This window comes from Sutterella wadsworthensis 2_1_59BFAA, from assembly GCF_000297775.1.
Lineage (GTDB): Bacteria > Pseudomonadota > Gammaproteobacteria > Burkholderiales > Burkholderiaceae_F > Sutterella > Sutterella wadsworthensis_A.
The window spans coordinates 155,396-173,905 of record NZ_JH815518.1; the positions used below are offsets into that span (position 1 = coordinate 155,396).

Genomic DNA, 18,510 nt, shown 5'->3' on the forward strand with positions numbered 1-18,510 from the left:
GCAAGGAGCCGCCATCGTGGAACATATTCTCATCAACTGCACGCCCCGTGAAGTGCGTGTCGCCATTGTAGTGGATGGCGTTCTTCAGGATCTCTTCATCGAGCGCGACTGTGCGCGCGGCCTCGTGGGGAATGTTTATCTCGGCAAGGTCGTCCGTGTGCTGCCCGGCATGCAGAGCGCCTTCGTGGACGTGGGGCTCGAACGAACGGCCTTCCTTCACGTGGCCGACATTGCGGAGGCGCATTGCGAGGGCGAGAAGCCCGCGCCCATCGAGACGATCCTTCACGAAGGCCAGTCCCTCATGGTGCAGGTCGCAAAGGATCCCATCGGCACCAAGGGCGCCAGACTGACGACGACCGTTTCGCTCGCGGGTCGCAAGCTCGTCTATCTGCCCAGAGACAACCACATCGGCGTTTCCCAACGCATTGAGGACGCAGAACTTCGCGAATCACTTCGCGCCATGATGACGGAGCTTCGTCCTGAAACCGAAAAGGGCGGCTACATCATCCGCACGAGTGCCGAAGAGGGCGCGACCGAGCAGGAGTTCAAGGATGACATGGCCTATCTCGGCCGTCTGTGGACCGACATTCACGAGCTCGCAGGGCGAAGCACCGGACCGAAGCTCCTCTATCAGGATCTGTCGCTTGCCCAGCGCGTGCTCCGCGACATGGTTCATCAGGACACGCAGACCGTCGAGGTCGACAGCCGCGAGAACTACGAGGCCCTGCTGAACTTTGCAAGCCGCTTTGTGCCTGCGGCTAAGGACAGGCTCACCCTCTACAGGGGCGAGAGGCCGCTTTTCGAGTTGCACGGCATTGAGACCGAAATCGAGCATGCGCTTGAGCGCAGGGTAGACCTGAAGAGCGGCGGCTATCTGGTCTTCGATCAGACGGAGGCCATGACGACGATCGACGTCAATACGGGCGGCTACGTCGGCAAGCGTGACTTCAGCGACACGGTCTTCAAGACGAACCTCGAGGCTGCGCAGACCATCGCGCGCCAGCTGCGCCTGAGAAATCTCGGCGGCATCATCATCGTCGACTTCATCGACATGAGCTGCGACGAGCACCGCGAGGCGGTTCTTGCCGAACTTCGCCGTTCGGTCTCAACCGACCGCACCCGCATGACGGTGAGCAACTTCACCGAGCTCGGCCTCGTCGAGATGACACGAAAGCGCACCCGCGAGTCGCTTGCACACGTCCTCTGCGAACCTTGTCCCATGTGCGGCGGCAGGGGAGAGGTCCGCACGGCACGCACCGTCTGCTACTCGATCATGCGTGAGATCGTGAGGCTCTGCAAGCAGTATCAGGAGACGAAGGAGTTTCACATTCAGGCGAGCCAGACCGTCATCGACATGCTGCTCGAGGAGGAGTCGCAGGCGCTCGAGCTTCTGCAGGCCTTCGTCGAAAAGCCTGTGCATCTTGAGGTGGAGCCGAGCTACACCCAGGAACAGTTTGACGTGATTCTCGCCTGAGGACCTTCGCATGACGGAAAGCACTACCTTCTACTGGTATGACTTCGAAACCTTCGGCCTCGACTGCCGCAGGGACAGGCCCGCGCAGTTTGCAGGCATTCGGACGGACATGGACCTTAATCCGCAGGGAGATGGGGACGTGTTTTATTCCAGGCCTTCGGGAGACTATCTGCCCAGCCCCGAGAGCTGTCTTCTGACGGGGATGACGCCGCAGATCTGCGAGGAAAGGGGCATTCCCGAGAGTAAGTTTGCGGGTGAAGTCTGGAGTCGTCTCAACAGGCCCGGAACGATCAGCATCGGGTACAACGCGTCCGGCTTCGACAACGAGGTCGCGCGCTTCCTTTTCTGGCGCAATTTTCTCGATCCGTATTCCCATCAGCACCGGAACGGATGTTCATGCTGGGACCTGTACCCGCTTGTCTGCGCCGTCTGGGCGCTTCGGGGGGATGGCATCAAGTGGCCGCTCAGAAAGGATGTGGACCCCGAAAGCAATGATGAAAGGAGCGTCAGCTTCAGGCTGGAGTGTCTGAGCAAGGCCAACGGGATCGTGCACGCACATTCGCATGAGGCCTTGAGTGACGCAATGGCCACGCTGGGACTGGCGGTGCTCATCCGCAAAACGGAACCCAGACTTTGGAAGTGGGCGCTGGAAAACCGCAGCAGGGAGGCTGTGAAGGCGGCCGTGACGAAGGGGCCTGTCGTCTGGATCTCTCCGAAGTTCGGGCAGGCAAGAGGCTTTCTGCGCATAGCCGCCAGAATTCCGTTCCCCGGCGAGAGCGGCAATTCCGCGCTGATGTGGGACTTGTCCGTGGATCCGCTGATCGTGACGAAGCTGAGCGACGAAGAGATCAAGTCACGCCTTTTCGCCCGCAGGGAGGACCTTGCGGACGGCGAGGAGCCATTGCCGGTCTACAGGCTCGCGATGAACAACTCTCCCTTTGTCTGCGCAAACCTCAAGGTGCTTTCTCCCGAGCGCATGGACAGGTTCGGTGTGAAGCCGCAGGAGATTCTTGCCAACTGGGAGCGCTTCAAGGAGCTCGGCAACGTGATTGCGGGAAGGCTGGCCGGACTGATGGGCAGGCGTGAAAGGCCTGCGCCGAAGGACGTTGACTTCGGACTTTATGACGGCGGCTTTGCCAGCGGACATGATGTGGAGATGATGGCTCGGGTGCGCGGAATGACGCCTGAGAGTCTTGCGAAGGGCGGCATTCATTTTGACGATGAGCGCTTCAACCAGCTGCTCGTGCGCTACCGTGCCCGAAACTGGCAGGAGACGCTCAATGATGAAGAACGCAGCCAGTGGACGTTTTTTTGCCGATCCAGATTGATGGACGGAGCCGACGGCGCTCTGACCGTTTCGGCCTATTTTGATGAAATCGACCGCCTGCAGGAGAGCACTTTGGAAGATGAAGAAAAGCAGCTCGTGTTGGAGGCGCTTTACGAATGGGGCGAGCGTGCGGGTGAAGCCTGCGCGTTCTGACTCTGTTGAAGAAGGAGGCGGTTATGAAGATGGACAAGACTTATGCGTGCGTTCCCTCTCTCAAGGTGGCGTTTGTCGGCCTAGGCGTCATGGGATTTCCGATGGCGGGGCATCTGAAGCTTGCCGGACATGACGTATGTGTCTACAACCGTACTACGGCCAAGGCAGAGAAGTGGGTTGAGACGTTCGGAGGCCGCATGGCGGCGACGCCGGCTGAAGCGGTCCGCGGAGCAGGTATCGTCTTCGCCTGCGTGGGCAACGACGACGATCTGAGAAGCGTCGTGCTTGGAGAAACGGGGGCGTTTGCCGGCATGGAGCCGGGGACGGTCTTCGTCGATCATACGACGGCAAGCGCCGCCGTGGCGCGCGAGCTTGAGGCCGAAGGAGCAAAGAGGGGAATTGCCTTTATCGACGCACCTGTCTCCGGTGGTCAGGCGGGCGCTGAAAACGGGTGCCTGACAGTGCTCTGCGGCGGAGGCGAAGCAGCATTCAGGAGCGTCGAGCCCGTGCTTGACGCATATGCGGGCGCGGTGACCTACTTCGGACCATCTGGCTCAGGTCAGCTCGCCAAGATGGTCAACCAGATCTGCATTGCAGGCTGTGTACAGGGACTCTCTGAAGCCATCGCCTTTGGCATGAATGCCGGGCTTGATATGCCGAAGGTCATCGAGGCTCTGAGTTCAGGAGCTGCATCTTCCTGGCAGATGGTGAACCGTGGCAGGACGATGGTGAAGGGTGAGTTCGACTTCGGGTTCGCCGTCGACTGGATGCGCAAGGATCTTGGCATTGTCAAGGATGAGGCAGCCCGCAACGGCTCGGAGATTCCCGTCACGAGGATGGTCGACAGCTTCTACGAAGAGGTGCAGAAGGCGGGTGGTGCCCGCTGGGATACTTCAAGCTTAATAACACGTTTGAACAGGACGATGAAATGAAGGGCTTCTTGATTAACTTGGATTCCTCAGAAGACAGATTGAGGCAGGTCGAAGGTAGATTGTTTGCGACGGGCTTTGTCAGAGTTTCAGACTCTCCCGTACGTTGGAGACGAGAAGCTCTGGTTATTGAACGAATTCCTGCTGTTGACGGTCGTAAGCTGTCCGAAAGCGAACTGCTGAAGTGGCGTCAGAGAGAAAGACCCTTTTGGGATTGGACTACGCATGAGCTGACCCCTGGTGAGATCGGATGCTTTCTTTCGCATAGGGAGTTTTGGCAGAAGGTGGTAGACGAGCGACTGTCTCATGCGTTTGTTCTGGAGGATGACATTCTTCTTGCGGATGACTGTTTCAAGATTTTGTCTTCAGCAGACCAGATTCCGTCAGATGCAGATTTTGTGAAGCTGAACTTGTTTCCTACGAACTCCACGCATACGTACCCTGTGAGCAAGCCCGTAGGACTTGTCGAGGGACGTGAAATACGCAGAACAGCAGGGAGAATCTACGGGACAGGTTGTTATGTGATTACGGAAGCTGCAGCTCGGGAGTGTCTGGAGCACTCGGGAAAACTGAGCCTTCCTGTGGATCTGTTCATGTTTGATTCAAGATTCAGCTTTGCCACAGAAAAAAAGATTTATACGATTCTGCCGGGGCTTGCTGTTGATGCTGGCGCGGCTTCAACCATTGAGGGAGGGCGCAACAAGGACAGACTCAACGCCTGCCAACATTTGTTGAAAGGATTTTATTCGGTGGCCAGACGGACCAAACTCAGACTCTTGATGAGAAAGTACGCCCTGAGTTGGGTTCGGTCAGAGTTTCAATCGTAGTCGTGCCCTGATTGGGGCCTGACTGAGGCTACAATACTCAAATTACCTTCATTGAATTCGGATTAGATCAATGTCTTCTGAAACCGAAGCACCTGTCGCCGAAGCGCAGGTCACCAACTTTATTCGAAACATCATCGACGACGATCTGGCCCGCGGCGCCAACCTGCCCCGCTTCTGGTGTGGGCATCCCGCGCCCTATGCCGAGCAGCTCGAAAAGGGCGAGCCCGACGCGGCCCGCATCCGCACGCGCTTCCCGCCGGAGCCCAACGGCTATCTGCACATCGGCCATGCCAAGAGCATCTGTCTGAACTTCGGCCTTGCCCGCGACTACGGCGGCGCCTGCCACATGCGCTTTGACGACACCAATCCCGTCAAGGAGGATCAGGAATACGTCGACGGCATCATGGACAGCGTCCGCTGGCTCGGCTTCGACTGGAGGTTCGGCAATGAAACGAACCTCTACTTCGCGAGCTCGTACTTCGACGACATGTTCCGCTTCGCCGAGCATCTGATCCGCACGGGCTATGCCTATGTGGATGAACAGACTGCAGACGAAATGCGCGAAAGCCGCGGCACGCTCAAGGAACCAGGCAAGAATTCGCCCTACCGCGACCGCTCGCCTGAGGAGAATCTGAAGCTCTTCCATGAAATGCGCGACGGCAAGCATCCCGAAGGCTCCATGGTGGTTCGTGCCAAGATCGACATGGCGAGCCCCAACATCAATCTGCGCGACCCTGCCATCTACCGCATCCGCTTTGCCGATCATCATGCGACGGGCGACAAGTGGTGCGTGTATCCGATGTACACCTTCGCGCACCCGATCGAGGATTCGCTCGAAAACATCACGCACTCCATCTGCACGCTGGAGTTCGAGGATCAGCGCGCGTTCTACAACTGGGCTCTTGAGCGCATCATCCCGCTTCTGCGCACGCCGCAGTACGAGGAGGCCCTCAAGGTGATTCGTGCGATGGCCGATGGTGAGGACAATCGCGCCATGGCCTTTGTCAAGGCCGCCTTCGAAAGCCGCGCCAAGCTCGGCGGCAGCTTGCCCGAAGAGGCCGTGGCCCGTCTGATGCAGGCGTGGGAGAACGGCCTGCCCGAGACGATCAAGGACGAAACGGTCACGCAGTTCTTTGCTACGCTGCTTTGCTTCCCCGAGAACTTCACACCGCTCATGCAGGCGGCGCTCGACGTGGTTCGTCCGAACTTCTTCCTGCTCTCGCATCAGTATGAGTTCAACCGCCTGAATCTGACGTATGTCGTCGTGAGCAAGCGCAAGCTCATTCAGCTCGTGCAGGAAAAGTATGTCGACGGCTGGGACGACCCCCGCATGCCGACCATCGTCGGTCTGCGTCGCCGCGGCTTTACGCCAAAGAGCCTGCAGAACTTTGCTGAACGTTGCGGCGTCTCCAAGGTCTCCGGCGGCTGGATCGACTATTCCGTGCTGGAACAGTGCCTGCGTGAGGATCTTGAAGAGCGCGCCGAGCGCCGCGTTGCCGTGCTTCGCCCGCTCAAGCTCATCATCGACAACTATCCTGAAGGTCAGACCGAGGAGCTTGAGGCCAACAATCATCCGCAGAAGCCCGAAATGGGCACGCGCAGGATCTCGTTCTCGCGCGAACTGTGGATCGAGGAAGGCGACTTCGCCGAAGTCCCGCCCAAGGGTTTCCGTCGTTTGACGGTGCCTGCCGACGGCACGCCCGCCAAGCCCGTTCGCCTGCGCTACGGCTATGTGATCGTGCCGACCTCGTTCGAAAAGGACGAGTCCGGCCGCGTGACTGCGGTTCATGCCGAGTATCTCCCTGAGACGCGCTCCGGTTCAGAGGGCTCCATGTCCGTCAAGACGAAGGCGACGATCCACTGGCTTGATGCAAAGACGGCTGTTCCTGCCGAAATCCGCGTCTATGACCGACTCTTCAACGTGCCGCATCCGGACGAAGGCGAGGGCAGCTTCCTTGACCGTCTCACGCCCGATTCGAAGACGGTGCTTTCGTCCTATGTCGAGCCCGCAGCCGCTGCGGCCGCTCGTGACGACAAGTTCCAGTTCGAGCGCAACGGCTATTTCGTGGCTGATCGTGAGGATCACACGGCTGAAAAGCCTGTCTTCAATCTGGCCGTCGGCCTGAAGGATTCCTGGGGCAAGTAATGTCCTGAATCGTCGGATTGCCGAAGAGGGGCGGGGCTGATGCTCCGCCCCTTGTTGTCTCGGCACCTCGTGTTTTGTTCTGTTGACATCATGAAAACCAAACGTTTCAAAACATCTCTGACTGCCGTTTTGCTGGCTCTGGGGCTTTCATCCGCTGCGCCGATTCTCTCGGCTGAAGGCGGGGTCGCCGAGGCTTCTCAGACTGCGGAGCCCCGGGAATACGCTCTTGAGCGTCATACGCTTCACATGGGCACTCTCATCAACGCGAAACTCTTCGGTGCTACGCCGGAGGCTGTCAAGCATTACGCGATTGTCTTCGAGGACAAGGTGACGGACTATGACGATCTGATGTCAGTCCACAAGGATACCCCTCTCAATGAGGTCAATCGCCGCGCTGGCGAGCCCGTCGAAGTGCCTTGTGAAATCGCCGACATGACGAAGCAGGCGCTTGCCATTGCCGATGAGACGAACGGCGCCTTCGAGCCGATGATAGGCCCTGTCGTAAATCTCTGGAAGATCGGCTTCGGCGGCGAGCACGTGCCGTCCGATGAGGCCATTGCCGAGGCGGTGTCCAAGGTCGACCGCTCCAAGGTTCGCGTCTGGCGCGAGGGCGGGCGATGCATGATGCAGATCGCCAAGGGACAGAGCATCGACATGGGTGCCATTGCGAAGGGCTTCATCGGCCAGAGACTCTCCGACATTCTCAAGCACGAAGGCATGACGCGTGGGGTTCTCGATCTCGGCGGCAACATCGTTGCCGTGGGCGAGAAGTCGGATGGCCGCCCCTGGCGCATCGGCATCCAGCATCCCGCGGAGTCCCGCGGCGGTTATTTCGCCGTGGCTTCGGTGAAGGATGAAAGCGTGATCACGTCAGGCGCCTACGAACGCTACTTCGAGGAGAACGGCAAGCGCTACTCCCATATTCTGGATCCGAAGACGGGGCGGCCTGCGAAGACCGACATTTCGTCCGTGACGATCATTGATCGCGACGGCGCGCGAGCGGACGCGCTTTGCACGGCCCTTTTTGCAATGGGCTGGGATCGAGCGGAGGCCTTCCTGCGCACCCATTCCGAGCTGAAGGCACTGGTGATGCACGCTGACATGAAGCAGGCGGTGATGACGCCTGCGGCGGCTTCGTCCGTGACGTCCGCCGATCCCTCGGTTAAACTCACCGTTTTGAAGTAACCCTGCAGAGCATTGTTTTAGGTCATGACTGAGCCCCGTTTCGTTCATCTTCGTCTTCACTCCGAGTATTCCGTCACGGACGGGCTCGTGCGCATCGACCCCGCCATTCACAAGACTCTTGAAATGGGCGGGGTGGCGCTCGGCATTACGGACCTGATGAACGTCTTCGGCGGCCTGCGCTTTTACACGCATGCGCTCTCTGCCGGTCTCAAGCCCATCCTTGGCTGCGACGTCAAGATCAAGAACAACAAGTTCCCCGACAATCCCTACAGGATGACGTTCTACTGCATGAACCACACGGGGTACCACTCCCTGTGCGTTCTGCTCACCAAGGCGTTTCTGGAGGGACAGGATCCGTATCGCGGTCAGATCTGTGACGACTGGCTTGATGTGCCCGGTGCCACGGACGGCCTCATCGCGCTGACGGGCGGCCCCAAGGGACGCCTGTCGCAGCTCATTGACACGGGCAGCGAGCGTCAGGCGGGCGGCATTGTCGGACGTTGGAAGAAGCTCTTTCCGAACCGTCTCTACATCGAACTCCAGCGTGCCAACAGACCGAAGGACGAAAATCAGAATGCCTTCCTCGTGACGGTGGCCTCCAGATTTGACGTTCCGGTTGTGGCGACTCATCCCGTTCAGTTCCTCGAGCCGCAGGACTTCGAGGCGCACGAAGTGCGCTGCTGTATTGCGGGCGGCTTCACGATCACCGACCCCCGTCGCGACAAGAGCTATACGCGCGAGCAGTACCTGAAGAGCGAGGAGCAGATGTGCGAGCTCTTCAAGGACGTTCCGAGCGCGCTGGCCAATTCCGTCATCATCGCGAAGCGCTGCAATCTTGACGGGGTGCTTTCGAAACCGCAGCTGCCGCTCTTCCCGACGCCGGACGGCATGAGTCTGGACGACTACATGGACCATCTCTCCCGTGAGGGTCTGGAGAAGCGTCTGGCCTTCCTTTATGACGACGAGAAGGTGAGGGATGCCAAGCGCCCTGAATACGTGGAGCGCCTTGACTATGAGCTCGGCATCATCAAGAAGATGCAGTTTCCGGGCTACTTCCTCATCGTTCAGGACTTCATCAACTGGTCGAAGACCCACGGCGTGCCCGTGGGCCCAGGACGAGGTTCGGGCGCAGGTTCGCTTGTCGCCTATTCGCTCGGCATTACGGACCTTGATCCGCTCAAGTTCGACCTTCTGTTCGAACGCTTCCTGAATCCTGAGCGCGTGTCCATGCCTGACTTTGACGTGGACTTCTGCCAGTACAACCGCGACCGCACGATCGAATACGTGAAGGAGACGTACGGTGCGGACGCCGTGAGTCAGATCGCGACCTTCGGCACGCTGGGTGCCAAGGCCGTCGTGCGTGACGTTGCACGCGTGCTCAACGTCCCCTTCTCGAAGGCGGACCGTCTGGCCAAGCTCATTCCGATGCAGCCCGGCAAGAACGTCACGCTTGATGATGCCATCAAGGAGGTGCCCGAGTTCCGCGAGGCGATTGAGAGCGACGACGAGTACAAGGAACTCATGCGTGTGGCCAAGGGGCTTGAGGGCATCACCCGCAACCTCGGCATGCACGCGGGCGGCGTGCTGATCGCTCCGGGGGCGCTTACGGATTTCTGTCCGCTCTACAACTCCGATGGCGCTCCCGAAAATACGATCAGCCAGTTCGACAAGAAGGACGTGGAGAATGTCGGTCTCGTGAAGTTCGACTTCCTGGGGCTTACGACGCTCTCCATCCTTGCGAAGTGCAAGGAGTACATCGACAAGCTCTATCCCGAAAGGGAATTCGAGTTGGAGCGCATTCCCGTCACAGACGAGGAGACCTACCGCTGCTTCCAGAACGCCAATACGGCCGCCGTTTTCCAGTTTGAATCGGAAGGCATGCGTCAGCTGCTGCGTCAGGCGCGTCCCGACCGTCTCGAGGATCTGGTGGCCTTGAACGCACTTTATCGCCCTGGCCCGATGGACCTGATTCCGTCCTTCATCGCCCGAAAGTTCGGGCGGGAGAAGGTGGAGTATTTGGACGAGCGCATGGCGCCCGTGCTTTCCGAAACCTACGGCATCATGGTGTATCAGGAACAGGTGATGCGTGTGGCCCAGGTGGTGGGCGGTTATTCGCTGGGCGGCGCCGACCTTCTGCGCCGCGCCATGGGCAAGAAGAACGTCGAGGAGATGAAGCGCCAGCGTGCGGTCTTCGTGAAGGGCGCAGGCGAGCGCGGCGTGAAGGAGTCGGTTGCAACCGAAATCTTCAACCTGATGGAAAAGTTCGCGGGTTACGGCTTCAACAAGTCGCATGCTGCGGCCTATTCCTATGTCGCCTATCAGACGGCCTACCTCAAGACGCACTTCACGTCCTGCTTCATGGCGGCCAACCTCTGCATGGTGATGGACCAGGGCGACAAGATGAAGGCGCTTCTGGATGATGCCCGTGCCAATGGCATCGAAATTCTGCCGCCCGACATCAACCTCTCCGACTGGTTCTTCACGGCGCCCGACGAAAAGCACATTCGCTTCGGTCTTGGCGGCGTCAAGGGACTGGGCAGGCAGCAGGTTGAGGACATGATGGCGACTCGCATCAAGGACGGCCCCTTCACCGACCTGTTCGACGTGACGGCGCGTGTTTCGGGCTTGAATTCCCGCAACCTCGAGGGACTCATTCGTGTGGGCGCCTTTGACTCGCTCAATCCTGACCGAGGCTTCCTGTTCGGAAACGTTTCGCAGGCCATGACGGCCGGTCAGGCTGTGGCGGCCAGCGAGGGGCAGGACAGCCTCTTTGCAGACGATGTGCAGGTCAAGCGCATCGTCAACTGGGTGGAGGCGCCGTCCTGGTCCGAACGCCGAAAGCTCAAGGAAGAGAAGGGGGCACTCGGCTTCTGGCTTTCCGGTCATCCGTACGAGCTCTATCAGCACGAGGTGGCTCACTATACGTCGCTGGCCCTCGGACAGATTCAGCCGAGCCGCGACAGCGTGAAGCTGGCGGGCGTGGTCACGAACGTTCGTGTCGTCCAGGGCAAGCGCGGTCGCATGGGTGTCGTTCAGCTCGACGACGGCACGGCAGTGCTGGAGGTGGTCTGCTTCTCCGAAGCTTGGGAGAAGCTCAAGAACAAGTTTGCGTCGGACGATGTCGTCTGCATCGAGGGGCGCGTTCGCTATGACGAGTTCAGCAAGCGCATGTCGGTCAATGTGGAGAACGCCATGTCGCTTGATGAATTCCGCTCCATGGCGGCGTCCTGCCTGCGTGTGGACATTGACGGTCGCGTCAAGCATGACGTCAGGCGCATCGAGAGCATTCTGAGGGGATCGGAACGCGATACGGGCGTGACGGTGGCGCTTGACATTCGTACAAAGAAGGCGAGCGGCCGCATGTATCTGCCCTTTACGGTCGGCAATGTGGATGAACTGCGAATGGAACTTCGCAACAGCGGCGAAGTTACGGGCACGGAAATCGAATACTGACGGCTGAAATGAAAAAAATCCCGCACGGCGAAACCGTGCGGGATTTGTTCTGGGGTGGGAAATGGGACTCGAACCCACGACAACCGGAATCACAATCCGGGACTCTACCAACTGAGCTATTCCCACCAGAATTCGAATTTTGTGGCCTGCCCGGCAGGGATCGAACCTGCGACCACCTGCTTAGAAGGCAGGTGCTCTATCCAACTGAGCTACGGGCAGATCGATTGGTGTCCATGCATGTCTGGAAACTGGTCGGGGTGAAGAGATTCGAACTCCCGACATCCTGCTCCCAAAGCAGGCGCGCTACCAGACTGCGCTACACCCCGGGTAGAAGTCGAATTCTACACGAAAAAAGAAAAAATGCAACAGGAAAAAAACAGCGGGCCTGCCGGTCCTGTTCAAGGGGCTGGACTTCTCATCGTCAGGGTTCCCGCTCGGTCTGCGGACCCGCTGGGTGCAGTGTGCGGCATCTGCTAAAACGGTACAATGACGCGTAGGAGACTCTCTCCTCTTTTTATAGGAAAAAAGGGACAAACAATGACGCAAGAACACGACAACTCCAACGATCCGCTGCATGCCAAGAAGAAGGCCTGGTCCGGCCGCTTCTCGGAACCCGTGGATGCTTTTGTGCTTCGCTATACGGCCAGCGTCGACTTTGACAAGCGCATGGCCATGGCCGACATCGACGGCTCGTTGGCTCATGCGGCCATGCTCGCCAAGGTTGGCGTGATCACCGAACAGGACCTCGCCGACATCCGTCGCGGCATGGCTCAGATCCGTGAGGAAATCACCTCCGGCGCCTTCGAATGGCAGCTTGAGCTCGAAGATGTGCATCTCAATATTGAGGCTCGTCTGACGGCTCTCATCGGCGACGCCGGCAAGCGTCTGCACACCGGTCGCTCCCGCAACGACCAGGTGGCCACCGACATCCGTCTGTATCTGCGCAGTGAAATCGACGTGATCGTCGCCCGCCTCGAACACCTTCAGGAAGTCATGGTGCATCAGGCCAAGCAGCACGCTGGCCTCATCATGCCGGGCTTCACCCACATGCAGGTCGCCCAGCCCGTGACCTTCGGTCACCACATGCTGGCTTATGTTGAAATGTTTGAGCGTGACCGTGAGCGCATGCTTGACCTTCGTCGTCGCGTCAACCGTAGCCCGCTTGGTGCCGCCGCTCTGGCCGGCACGACCTATCCGATCGACCGCGAGTACTCCGCAAGCCTGCTCGGCTTCGAAGCTGTTGCCCAGAATTCGCTCGACGCCGTTTCTGACCGCGACTTCGCCATCGAATTCTGCTCGGCCGCCGCCGTTCTGATGATGCACATCTCCCGTCTCTCCGAAGAGCTTGTGATCTGGATGAGCCAGCGCTTCGCCTTCATCAAGCTTCCCGACCGGTTCACGACGGGCAGCTCGATCATGCCGCAGAAGAAGAATCCTGACGTTCCTGAAACGGCTCGCGGCAAGGCCGGTCGCGTCTACGGCGACCTGATCGCCATGCTGACCCTCATGAAGGGCACGCCGCTTGCCTACAACAAGGACTTTCAGGAAGACAAGGAACCCGTGTTTGATGCGATCGACACGGTCAAGGACACGCTCCGTGCCTTCTGCGACATGATGGCCGGCGTCGAACCGCAGGCCGATGCCATGCATCACGCTGCTCAGGCCGGCTATCCGACGGCCACCGACCTTGCCGACTACCTCGTCCGTCACGGCACGCCGTTCCGTACGGCCCATGACATCGTCGGTCAGACGGTTCGCGCCGCCTCCGAACGCGGCTGTGGTCTTGAAGACCTTCCGCTCGATGTGCTCAAGAGCTTCAGTCCCGCGATTGAAGAGGACGTCTACGAAGTCCTCAAGCTCGAAGGCTCCGTCAACGCTCGCAACCATCTCGGCGGCACCGCTCCCGCTCAGGTTGCGAAGCAGGTCGAACGCTGGGAGGCGATCATCTCCGAGCGCGCCGCCAAGGCTGCCTGAGCCTGAAAGCAAGGATGCCCAAGGGCTGACCGGGTTTTAGTCCGGGGCATCCCCCAAAGAAGAGCCCGAAGTTTCGGGCTCTTCTGTTCTCTCGGCGTCGCAAGACGCAATACCCGGAACGCATGCCCCGACGGTGCCGGTGTTCCTCAACCATTCGCACAGCAAGTAATCAGCATGGAAGACTTCATCCACACCTTGAACGCCGTCATCTGGTCGCCCGCTCTGGTGGCCTTTTGTCTGGGCGCTGGTCTGTTTTTCTCAATCAGATCCCGTTTTGTTCAGCTTCGCCTGATCCCCGAAATGTGGCGCCTTCTTTTTCAGAAGAAGGAGGACGAGATCGGCCTCTCCAGCTTTCAGGCACTTTCTCTGACACTCGCAGGTCGTGTCGGTACAGGCAACATCGCAGGCGTGGCGACGGCCATCTGCTTTGGCGGTCCCGGCGCGCTTTTCTGGATGTGGGTGGTGGCCTTTCTGGGAGCGTCATCCGCCTTTGTGGAGTCGACGCTCGGTCAGATCTACAAGGAGCGCATTGAGGGCCAGTATCGCGGCGGCCCCGCCTTTTACATTGAACGAGGCCTGAAGCTCAAGGCCTATGCCTGGGCGTTCGCGATCGTTACGATTCTTGCTTCGTGCTTCTTCTGCCCCGGCGTGCAGAGCAATTCGATCGCGCTTGCCTGGAACGAGGCCTTTGGTCTTGATGCTGAAGTGACGGCTGCCATCGTTGCCTCCATCACCTGCTTTGTGATTGTCGGTGGTCTGCGTCGCATCGCCACCTTTACGTCCTGGGTCGTGCCCTTCATGGCTCAGGCCTACATCGTCGTAGCGCTCATCATCGTCGGTGTCAACTGGGAGCAGATTCCTGCCGTGATGACGCTGATTGTCAACAGTGCCTTCGGTTTTGACTCCCTGACGGGCGGCATGCTGGGTGCTGCGATTGCCTGGGGCGTCAAGCGCGGCATCTATTCCAACGAGGCAGGTCAGGGTACGGGCCCGCACGCTTCGTCGGCAGCAGCTGTTTCTCACCCGGCCAAGCAGGGGCTTGTGCAGGCCTTCTCGGTCTACATCGACACACTTTTCGTCTGTTCGGCCACTGGCTTCATGATCCTGATGACGGGCTGCTACAACATGCAGGCTCCTGACGGCTCCATGATCTTTGAAGGTCTCAAGGGTGTCGAAGCCGGGCCTGTGTATACGCAGGCGGCCATTGATCAGCTGATGCCCGGCTGGGGCGGTCCCTTCATCGCCATCACGATTTTCTTTTTTGCCTTCACGACGATTCTTGGTTACTACTATATGGCCGAGACGAACATGGCCTATCTCAACCGCTACATCAGGAAGCCCGTGCTCATGTCGGCCTGCAAGGCGATCTTCATCGGCACGGTTGCCTTTGGCGCCATCAATTCGTCCACGCTCATCTGGACCATGGCGGACGTGGGTGTCGGTACGATGGCGTGGCTCAACCTCATTGCCATCATGCTTTTGCAAAAGCCCGCCTTCATTGCGCTTAAGGACTACGAGCGCCAGCTTAAGGACGGGCTCAATCCCGTGTTCCATCCCGAGCAGCTCGGCATTGCCAATGCGACCTACTGGGAAGGCAATCGCGCCGAAGACAATCTGGCCGTGGAGGAAGAGTCTGGTGTGGACAACTTGACAGGGCTGGACCCCAAGAACCCGGTTTGAGTTTGAGGCGGATGCTTTTGTACTGATCTTCTCGAGGTGGTTGAGTGATTTCAGCCATGGAAAGGCATCCGTCCTTGTGTTCTAATGAGCAATGACTATTTCCTCATTTGAAAGACGTCAGGAGAGACGACTGATGAAGAAGATACTGGTCATCAATTTCCGTTATTTCGGTGATGCGCTGATTTCGGCCTCACTGTCCGTACGCATCCGTGAGCTTTGGCCGGATGCACACATCACGTATCTTGTGTTTGACAGCGTTGAAGGGGTGCTCGAAGGCATTGAAACAATCGATGAGATTCTGACTGTGCCGGAGCGGCCTGATAAATGGGAGCAGTTCCGGTGGATGGCTGCTCATTGGAATGATTATGACCTGGCGTTTGTAACGCAAACCGGTACCAGGCCGGGACTCTACGGCTTTTTCATGGCTAGGGAGCGCATCGGTTTTACGCCGGGGTTCACCAAGCGCAACTGGTGGAAAAAGCTGCTTCTCACGAAACATGTGCAGGAGGTTTCTGGACCGAAGATCCTTCAGTTTGATTCGCTTCTTACGGCAACAGGAGCCGAGCCCGCAAAGGCTCCTTATGTGCCGCAACCGCATGCACAGTTGCCCGCTGAGGCTTGTTTTGACAGGCCGTACGTAGTAGTGCATCCCATGCCGCGATATGCCTACAAGGCTTGGTCTTCGAATAATTGGAGTGCTCTTGTCAGGCGTTTGAACGACGCGGGTGTGAAGGTTGTTTTGACGGGAGGAAACAATGCAAGTGAACTGGCGGCAATTCGGGACATTGTTCCTGAGGGAGCCGACGCTGTCATTCTTGCGGGGAAATTGAGCTTTGGCCAGACAGCGGAACTGATAGCACGCTCGAAGGGGTTTGTTGGACCCGATACGGGTACTACGCATGTGGCTTCGTCTACGGGGGTGCCTATTGTTACGCTGTTCGGACCTAGCGATCCTACAGCATGGGGGCCTTGGGGCAGGGGGCAGACAAAGCCATTTGATTCTCGGAATGACGGCGTGCCACAGCGGCGAGGCAATGTCATCCTTCTCAAAAAACACTGCAAGTGTCAGGGGGGAATGGGTTGCCTAAATCGTCGTGACAGTCATTCGGATTGCCTGAATGAACTGACGGTAGATGAAGTCTGGGACGCTCTGAAGGAGCTTGAGGTAGTGGCTTAAGCAGGCTGTTTTACTTCACTTTGAGAGGTGAGAAGAAAGAAAAGGCGATTCAGAGTCTTGGATTATGGAGTGTTTGGAGTGGGTGATCGTCACATGGTTGGGAATGATGTCGTGACAAATAATGGGATTCTCAGGTTGGTCATTAATCTCGACCGATCTCCAGAGCGTATGAGGTCGATTTCTCAACAGCTCGTTGCTCGAGACCTCCATTTTGAGCGTCTTCCAGCTGTTGACGGACGAAAGCTGGCTCAAGAGGAACTTTCCCGATTGGAGGCTCCCTATGACGCTCCCGAGAAGTTTGTCTTCAGAAAGGCGTTGTGGCCAAATGAAATAGCGTGCTTTTTGTCGCATACGGCCTGTTGGAAGAAGCTCGTCAAAAGCGGCTGTGAATGGGGGGTGATCATGGAGGACGATATAGTTCTGTCGCCTCGCTTCAAGTTGTTTGCGACGTCTTCAGAATGGATTCCAGAAGGAGTACGCGTTATTCAGCTTCACGGTTCACATCAATCGTTTGCTGCTATCCTGTTCGCGATACGGAACTATGTAGGATCTTAAATCCTACTCCACTGTGTAGTTTTGCATATCTGATGCACCGCGAATCGGCTGCCTACGCAGTCAGGGATTGATGCGGCTGAATGTGAAAAAGCCCGGAGTTCCACGGGCTTTTTCAATTACTCAAAGGCGTTTCTTAGTTCGTCATCCTTGTTTATGTTGTATCGAACCGAGAAGTACAGCTTTAGGAAAAGATCGCCGAGCGAAAAGAGGCGAAGGCGCTTCTGATGTTTCTTCGGTAATTCGGAGTGGTATTCGAGCGACTTGAGGCAGTTGTAGGCCTTGACGAATCTAGCTTTGTTCTTTTTGTACGTGCCTGTCGACATGGCGAGTTTTATCGCTTGCCACCAACAATCAAGCGCTCGACGCTCAAGCCCCGTTCTGGCGGATTCTGGATACAATTTTGCCTTCTTCATCAGAGCTACGAAAAGCTCCATGTAATCAACGCAAAGCGAGTTATCGTGCGAAAGGGACGATGCTCTCATGCGGTACATGTAGACGATGTCACTGATAACGACGCCTTTTTTGACGTGAAGCAAGGCGCGAATTAGGAAATCCTGGTCTTCGCCTTTGGGCATCGATACGTCAAAGCGCTCGCCTTTGATGCTCTCCGTAGAAAAGCATCGGTTCGAAAGAAAATACGAGAAGGCGTTACTTTTGATTCCATCCCAGTCGCCCGTGCCGTAGGCGTGATGAAACGCGCCGTTTCGGTCTATGACCTTCGGAGGTAGGTGATCCTCCCCGCAAAAGCCCTTTTTTATCAAAAGGCTCCTTTTATCAAAAGGCTCCCAGCCGCATACAGCATAGTCTGCGCAGTTTGCGGATAGGTGCGTTACGTACAGCTCAAGGAAGTTCTCTTTAACAAGATCATCGCTATCAACGAAAGCGATGTAATCGAATGAGCCTTCATTCTCTATAGCATCGAGCGCAACGTTTCGGGCGGAGGACACGCCACCGTTCTTTTTGTGGAAGGTAACGATTCGTTCGTCCTTTGCGGTATATTCATTAAGAATCTGACCCGAAGTATCGGTGGAGCCGTCGTCTACAGCAAAAACGACGAAATCCTTGTAGCTCTGGGCGAGGATGGAGTCGAGACATTCCCGGAGATAGCGTGCCGTGTTGTATACAGGGAGGACAACGGCTACTTTTGCAGTTCTCTGCTGATCAAAAAAGTGGTTGGGTTGGGGAGTGCCGTTTTGATGCATATTTAATATGAATGCGAAAAAGGCTCACGGTTGTTGGATCAACCATGAGCAGGGTACGTGCACATAACTTTATCACAGTACGCCCCCTAACCTGAATTTTTAATAAGCCTTCAAGGGAGCCTCAATTCCCTCGAAGGCTTTTGTTTGGCTCTTCGCAGCTTTGAGTGGGTAAGTGCATGGCTAAGTGGAATCATGCCGTCAGGGGCTCCGCCCCCGACATCCCGGCGTTCGCCGCCACGTGGCTCGAGGGAAAGGCGGGCGTTAACGCTCTTGCTTTCCCCGAACCACAGGCTATTTGCGCTGAATCACCTCGTCAATCTGCTTTCGCGGCATATGCTCGACCTAACGGCCTGCGCTATTCCACGACAGCTTGACGATTCGATTCCGCGCGGGAATTCCCCCCATGAAACCGCGAAAGGCCAAAACTC

The 18,510-nt window shown here is 57.6% G+C and carries 12 protein-coding genes and 3 tRNA genes; 11 read left to right on the forward strand and 4 right to left on the reverse strand.

Annotation, left to right across the window (positions count from 1 at the left end):
- Positions 1 to 13: 13 nt before the first annotated feature.
- From rng to dnaE, 7 genes are all read left to right on the forward strand, one after another.
- On the forward strand, positions 14 to 1,474 hold the full coding sequence (gene rng / locus HMPREF9465_RS08960; RefSeq protein ID WP_038007375.1) for a ribonuclease G: 1,461 nt from the start codon (positions 14 to 16) through the stop codon (positions 1,472 to 1,474).
- 10 nt (positions 1,475 to 1,484) lie between these two features.
- Entirely contained in the window at positions 1,485 to 2,954 is a 1,470-nt protein-coding gene (gene sbcB, locus HMPREF9465_RS08965; protein ID WP_005436172.1) for an exodeoxyribonuclease I, read from the forward strand.
- Positions 2,955 to 2,977: 23 nt separating this feature from the next.
- Positions 2,978 to 3,886: an NAD(P)-dependent oxidoreductase gene (locus HMPREF9465_RS08970; protein WP_005436174.1), complete on the forward strand. Its 909-nt coding sequence runs from the start codon at positions 2,978 to 2,980 to the stop codon at positions 3,884 to 3,886.
- Positions 3,883 to 4,710 (forward strand): glycosyltransferase family 25 protein, encoded by an 828-nt coding sequence (locus HMPREF9465_RS08975; RefSeq protein WP_005436176.1) that lies wholly within the window; start codon positions 3,883 to 3,885, stop codon positions 4,708 to 4,710. Before HMPREF9465_RS08970 ends, HMPREF9465_RS08975 begins: the two co-directional genes overlap by 4 nt.
- 70 nt (positions 4,711 to 4,780) lie before the next feature.
- On the forward strand, positions 4,781 to 6,856 hold the full coding sequence (locus HMPREF9465_RS08980; protein WP_005436178.1) for a glutamine--tRNA ligase: 2,076 nt from the start codon (positions 4,781 to 4,783) through the stop codon (positions 6,854 to 6,856).
- Between the two features lie 90 nt (positions 6,857 to 6,946).
- Complete coding sequence (locus HMPREF9465_RS08985) at positions 6,947 to 8,041, forward strand: FAD:protein FMN transferase (RefSeq protein ID WP_051009058.1); 1,095 nt, start codon at positions 6,947 to 6,949, stop codon at positions 8,039 to 8,041.
- A 24-nt stretch (positions 8,042 to 8,065) separates the two neighbouring features.
- Positions 8,066 to 11,494, forward strand: coding sequence for a DNA polymerase III subunit alpha (gene dnaE, locus HMPREF9465_RS08990; RefSeq protein WP_005436183.1), 3,429 nt, complete (start codon positions 8,066 to 8,068; stop codon positions 11,492 to 11,494).
- Positions 11,495 to 11,544: 50 nt separating this feature from the next.
- Here dnaE and HMPREF9465_RS08995 read toward each other — a convergent pair.
- From HMPREF9465_RS08995 to HMPREF9465_RS09005, 3 genes are all read right to left on the reverse strand, one after another.
- Positions 11,545 to 11,620, reverse strand: a tRNA-His gene (locus HMPREF9465_RS08995).
- Positions 11,621 to 11,636: 16 nt separating this feature from the next.
- Positions 11,637 to 11,713, reverse strand: a tRNA-Arg gene (locus HMPREF9465_RS09000).
- 30 nt (positions 11,714 to 11,743) lie between these two features.
- Positions 11,744 to 11,820 (reverse strand) — tRNA-Pro (locus HMPREF9465_RS09005).
- Positions 11,821 to 12,031: 211 nt separating this feature from the next.
- On the opposite strand from HMPREF9465_RS09005, the gene argH reads away from it, so the two are divergent.
- The 4 genes from argH (at position 12,032) to HMPREF9465_RS09025 (ending at position 16,880) form a co-directional block, all read left to right on the forward strand.
- On the forward strand, positions 12,032 to 13,468 hold the full coding sequence (gene argH, locus HMPREF9465_RS09010; RefSeq protein ID WP_005436185.1) for an argininosuccinate lyase: 1,437 nt from the start codon (positions 12,032 to 12,034) through the stop codon (positions 13,466 to 13,468).
- 174 nt (positions 13,469 to 13,642) lie between these two features.
- On the forward strand, positions 13,643 to 15,148 hold the full coding sequence (locus HMPREF9465_RS09015) for an alanine/glycine:cation symporter family protein (protein ID WP_005436187.1): 1,506 nt from the start codon (positions 13,643 to 13,645) through the stop codon (positions 15,146 to 15,148).
- Positions 15,149 to 15,281: 133 nt separating this feature from the next.
- On the forward strand, positions 15,282 to 16,325 hold the full coding sequence (locus tag HMPREF9465_RS09020; RefSeq protein WP_005436189.1) for a glycosyltransferase family 9 protein: 1,044 nt from the start codon (positions 15,282 to 15,284) through the stop codon (positions 16,323 to 16,325).
- A gap of 78 nt (positions 16,326 to 16,403) precedes the next feature.
- The gene (locus HMPREF9465_RS09025; protein WP_147645308.1) at positions 16,404 to 16,880 is read left to right on the forward strand and encodes a glycosyltransferase family 25 protein; all 477 of its coding nucleotides are present in this window, start codon (positions 16,404 to 16,406) and stop codon (positions 16,878 to 16,880) included.
- Between the two features lie 116 nt (positions 16,881 to 16,996).
- Here the strand turns inward: HMPREF9465_RS09025 and HMPREF9465_RS12485 are convergent, their stop codons facing one another.
- Complete coding sequence (locus HMPREF9465_RS12485) at positions 16,997 to 18,082, reverse strand: glycosyltransferase family 2 protein (protein ID WP_005436197.1); 1,086 nt, start codon at positions 18,080 to 18,082, stop codon at positions 16,997 to 16,999.
- Positions 18,083 to 18,510: the final 428 nt, after the last annotated feature.

Coding starts and splice junctions, on each gene's coding strand:
- HMPREF9465_RS09020 (WP_005436189.1), top strand. CDS start 15,282: ATGAAGAAGATACTGGTCATCAATTTCCGTTATTTCGGTGATGCGCTG.
- sbcB (WP_005436172.1), top strand. CDS start 1,485: ATGACGGAAAGCACTACCTTCTACTGGTATGACTTCGAAACCTTCGGC.
- argH (WP_005436185.1), top strand. CDS start 12,032: ATGACGCAAGAACACGACAACTCCAACGATCCGCTGCATGCCAAGAAG.
- dnaE (WP_005436183.1), top strand. CDS start 8,066: ATGACTGAGCCCCGTTTCGTTCATCTTCGTCTTCACTCCGAGTATTCC.
- HMPREF9465_RS08970 (WP_005436174.1), top strand. CDS start 2,978: ATGAAGATGGACAAGACTTATGCGTGCGTTCCCTCTCTCAAGGTGGCG.
- HMPREF9465_RS08985 (WP_051009058.1), top strand. CDS start 6,947: ATGAAAACCAAACGTTTCAAAACATCTCTGACTGCCGTTTTGCTGGCT.
- HMPREF9465_RS12485 (WP_005436197.1), bottom strand. CDS start 18,082: ATGCATCAAAACGGCACTCCCCAACCCAACCACTTTTTTGATCAGCAG.
- HMPREF9465_RS09015 (WP_005436187.1), top strand. CDS start 13,643: ATGGAAGACTTCATCCACACCTTGAACGCCGTCATCTGGTCGCCCGCT.
- HMPREF9465_RS08980 (WP_005436178.1), top strand. CDS start 4,781: ATGTCTTCTGAAACCGAAGCACCTGTCGCCGAAGCGCAGGTCACCAAC.
- HMPREF9465_RS08975 (WP_005436176.1), top strand. CDS start 3,883: ATGAAGGGCTTCTTGATTAACTTGGATTCCTCAGAAGACAGATTGAGG.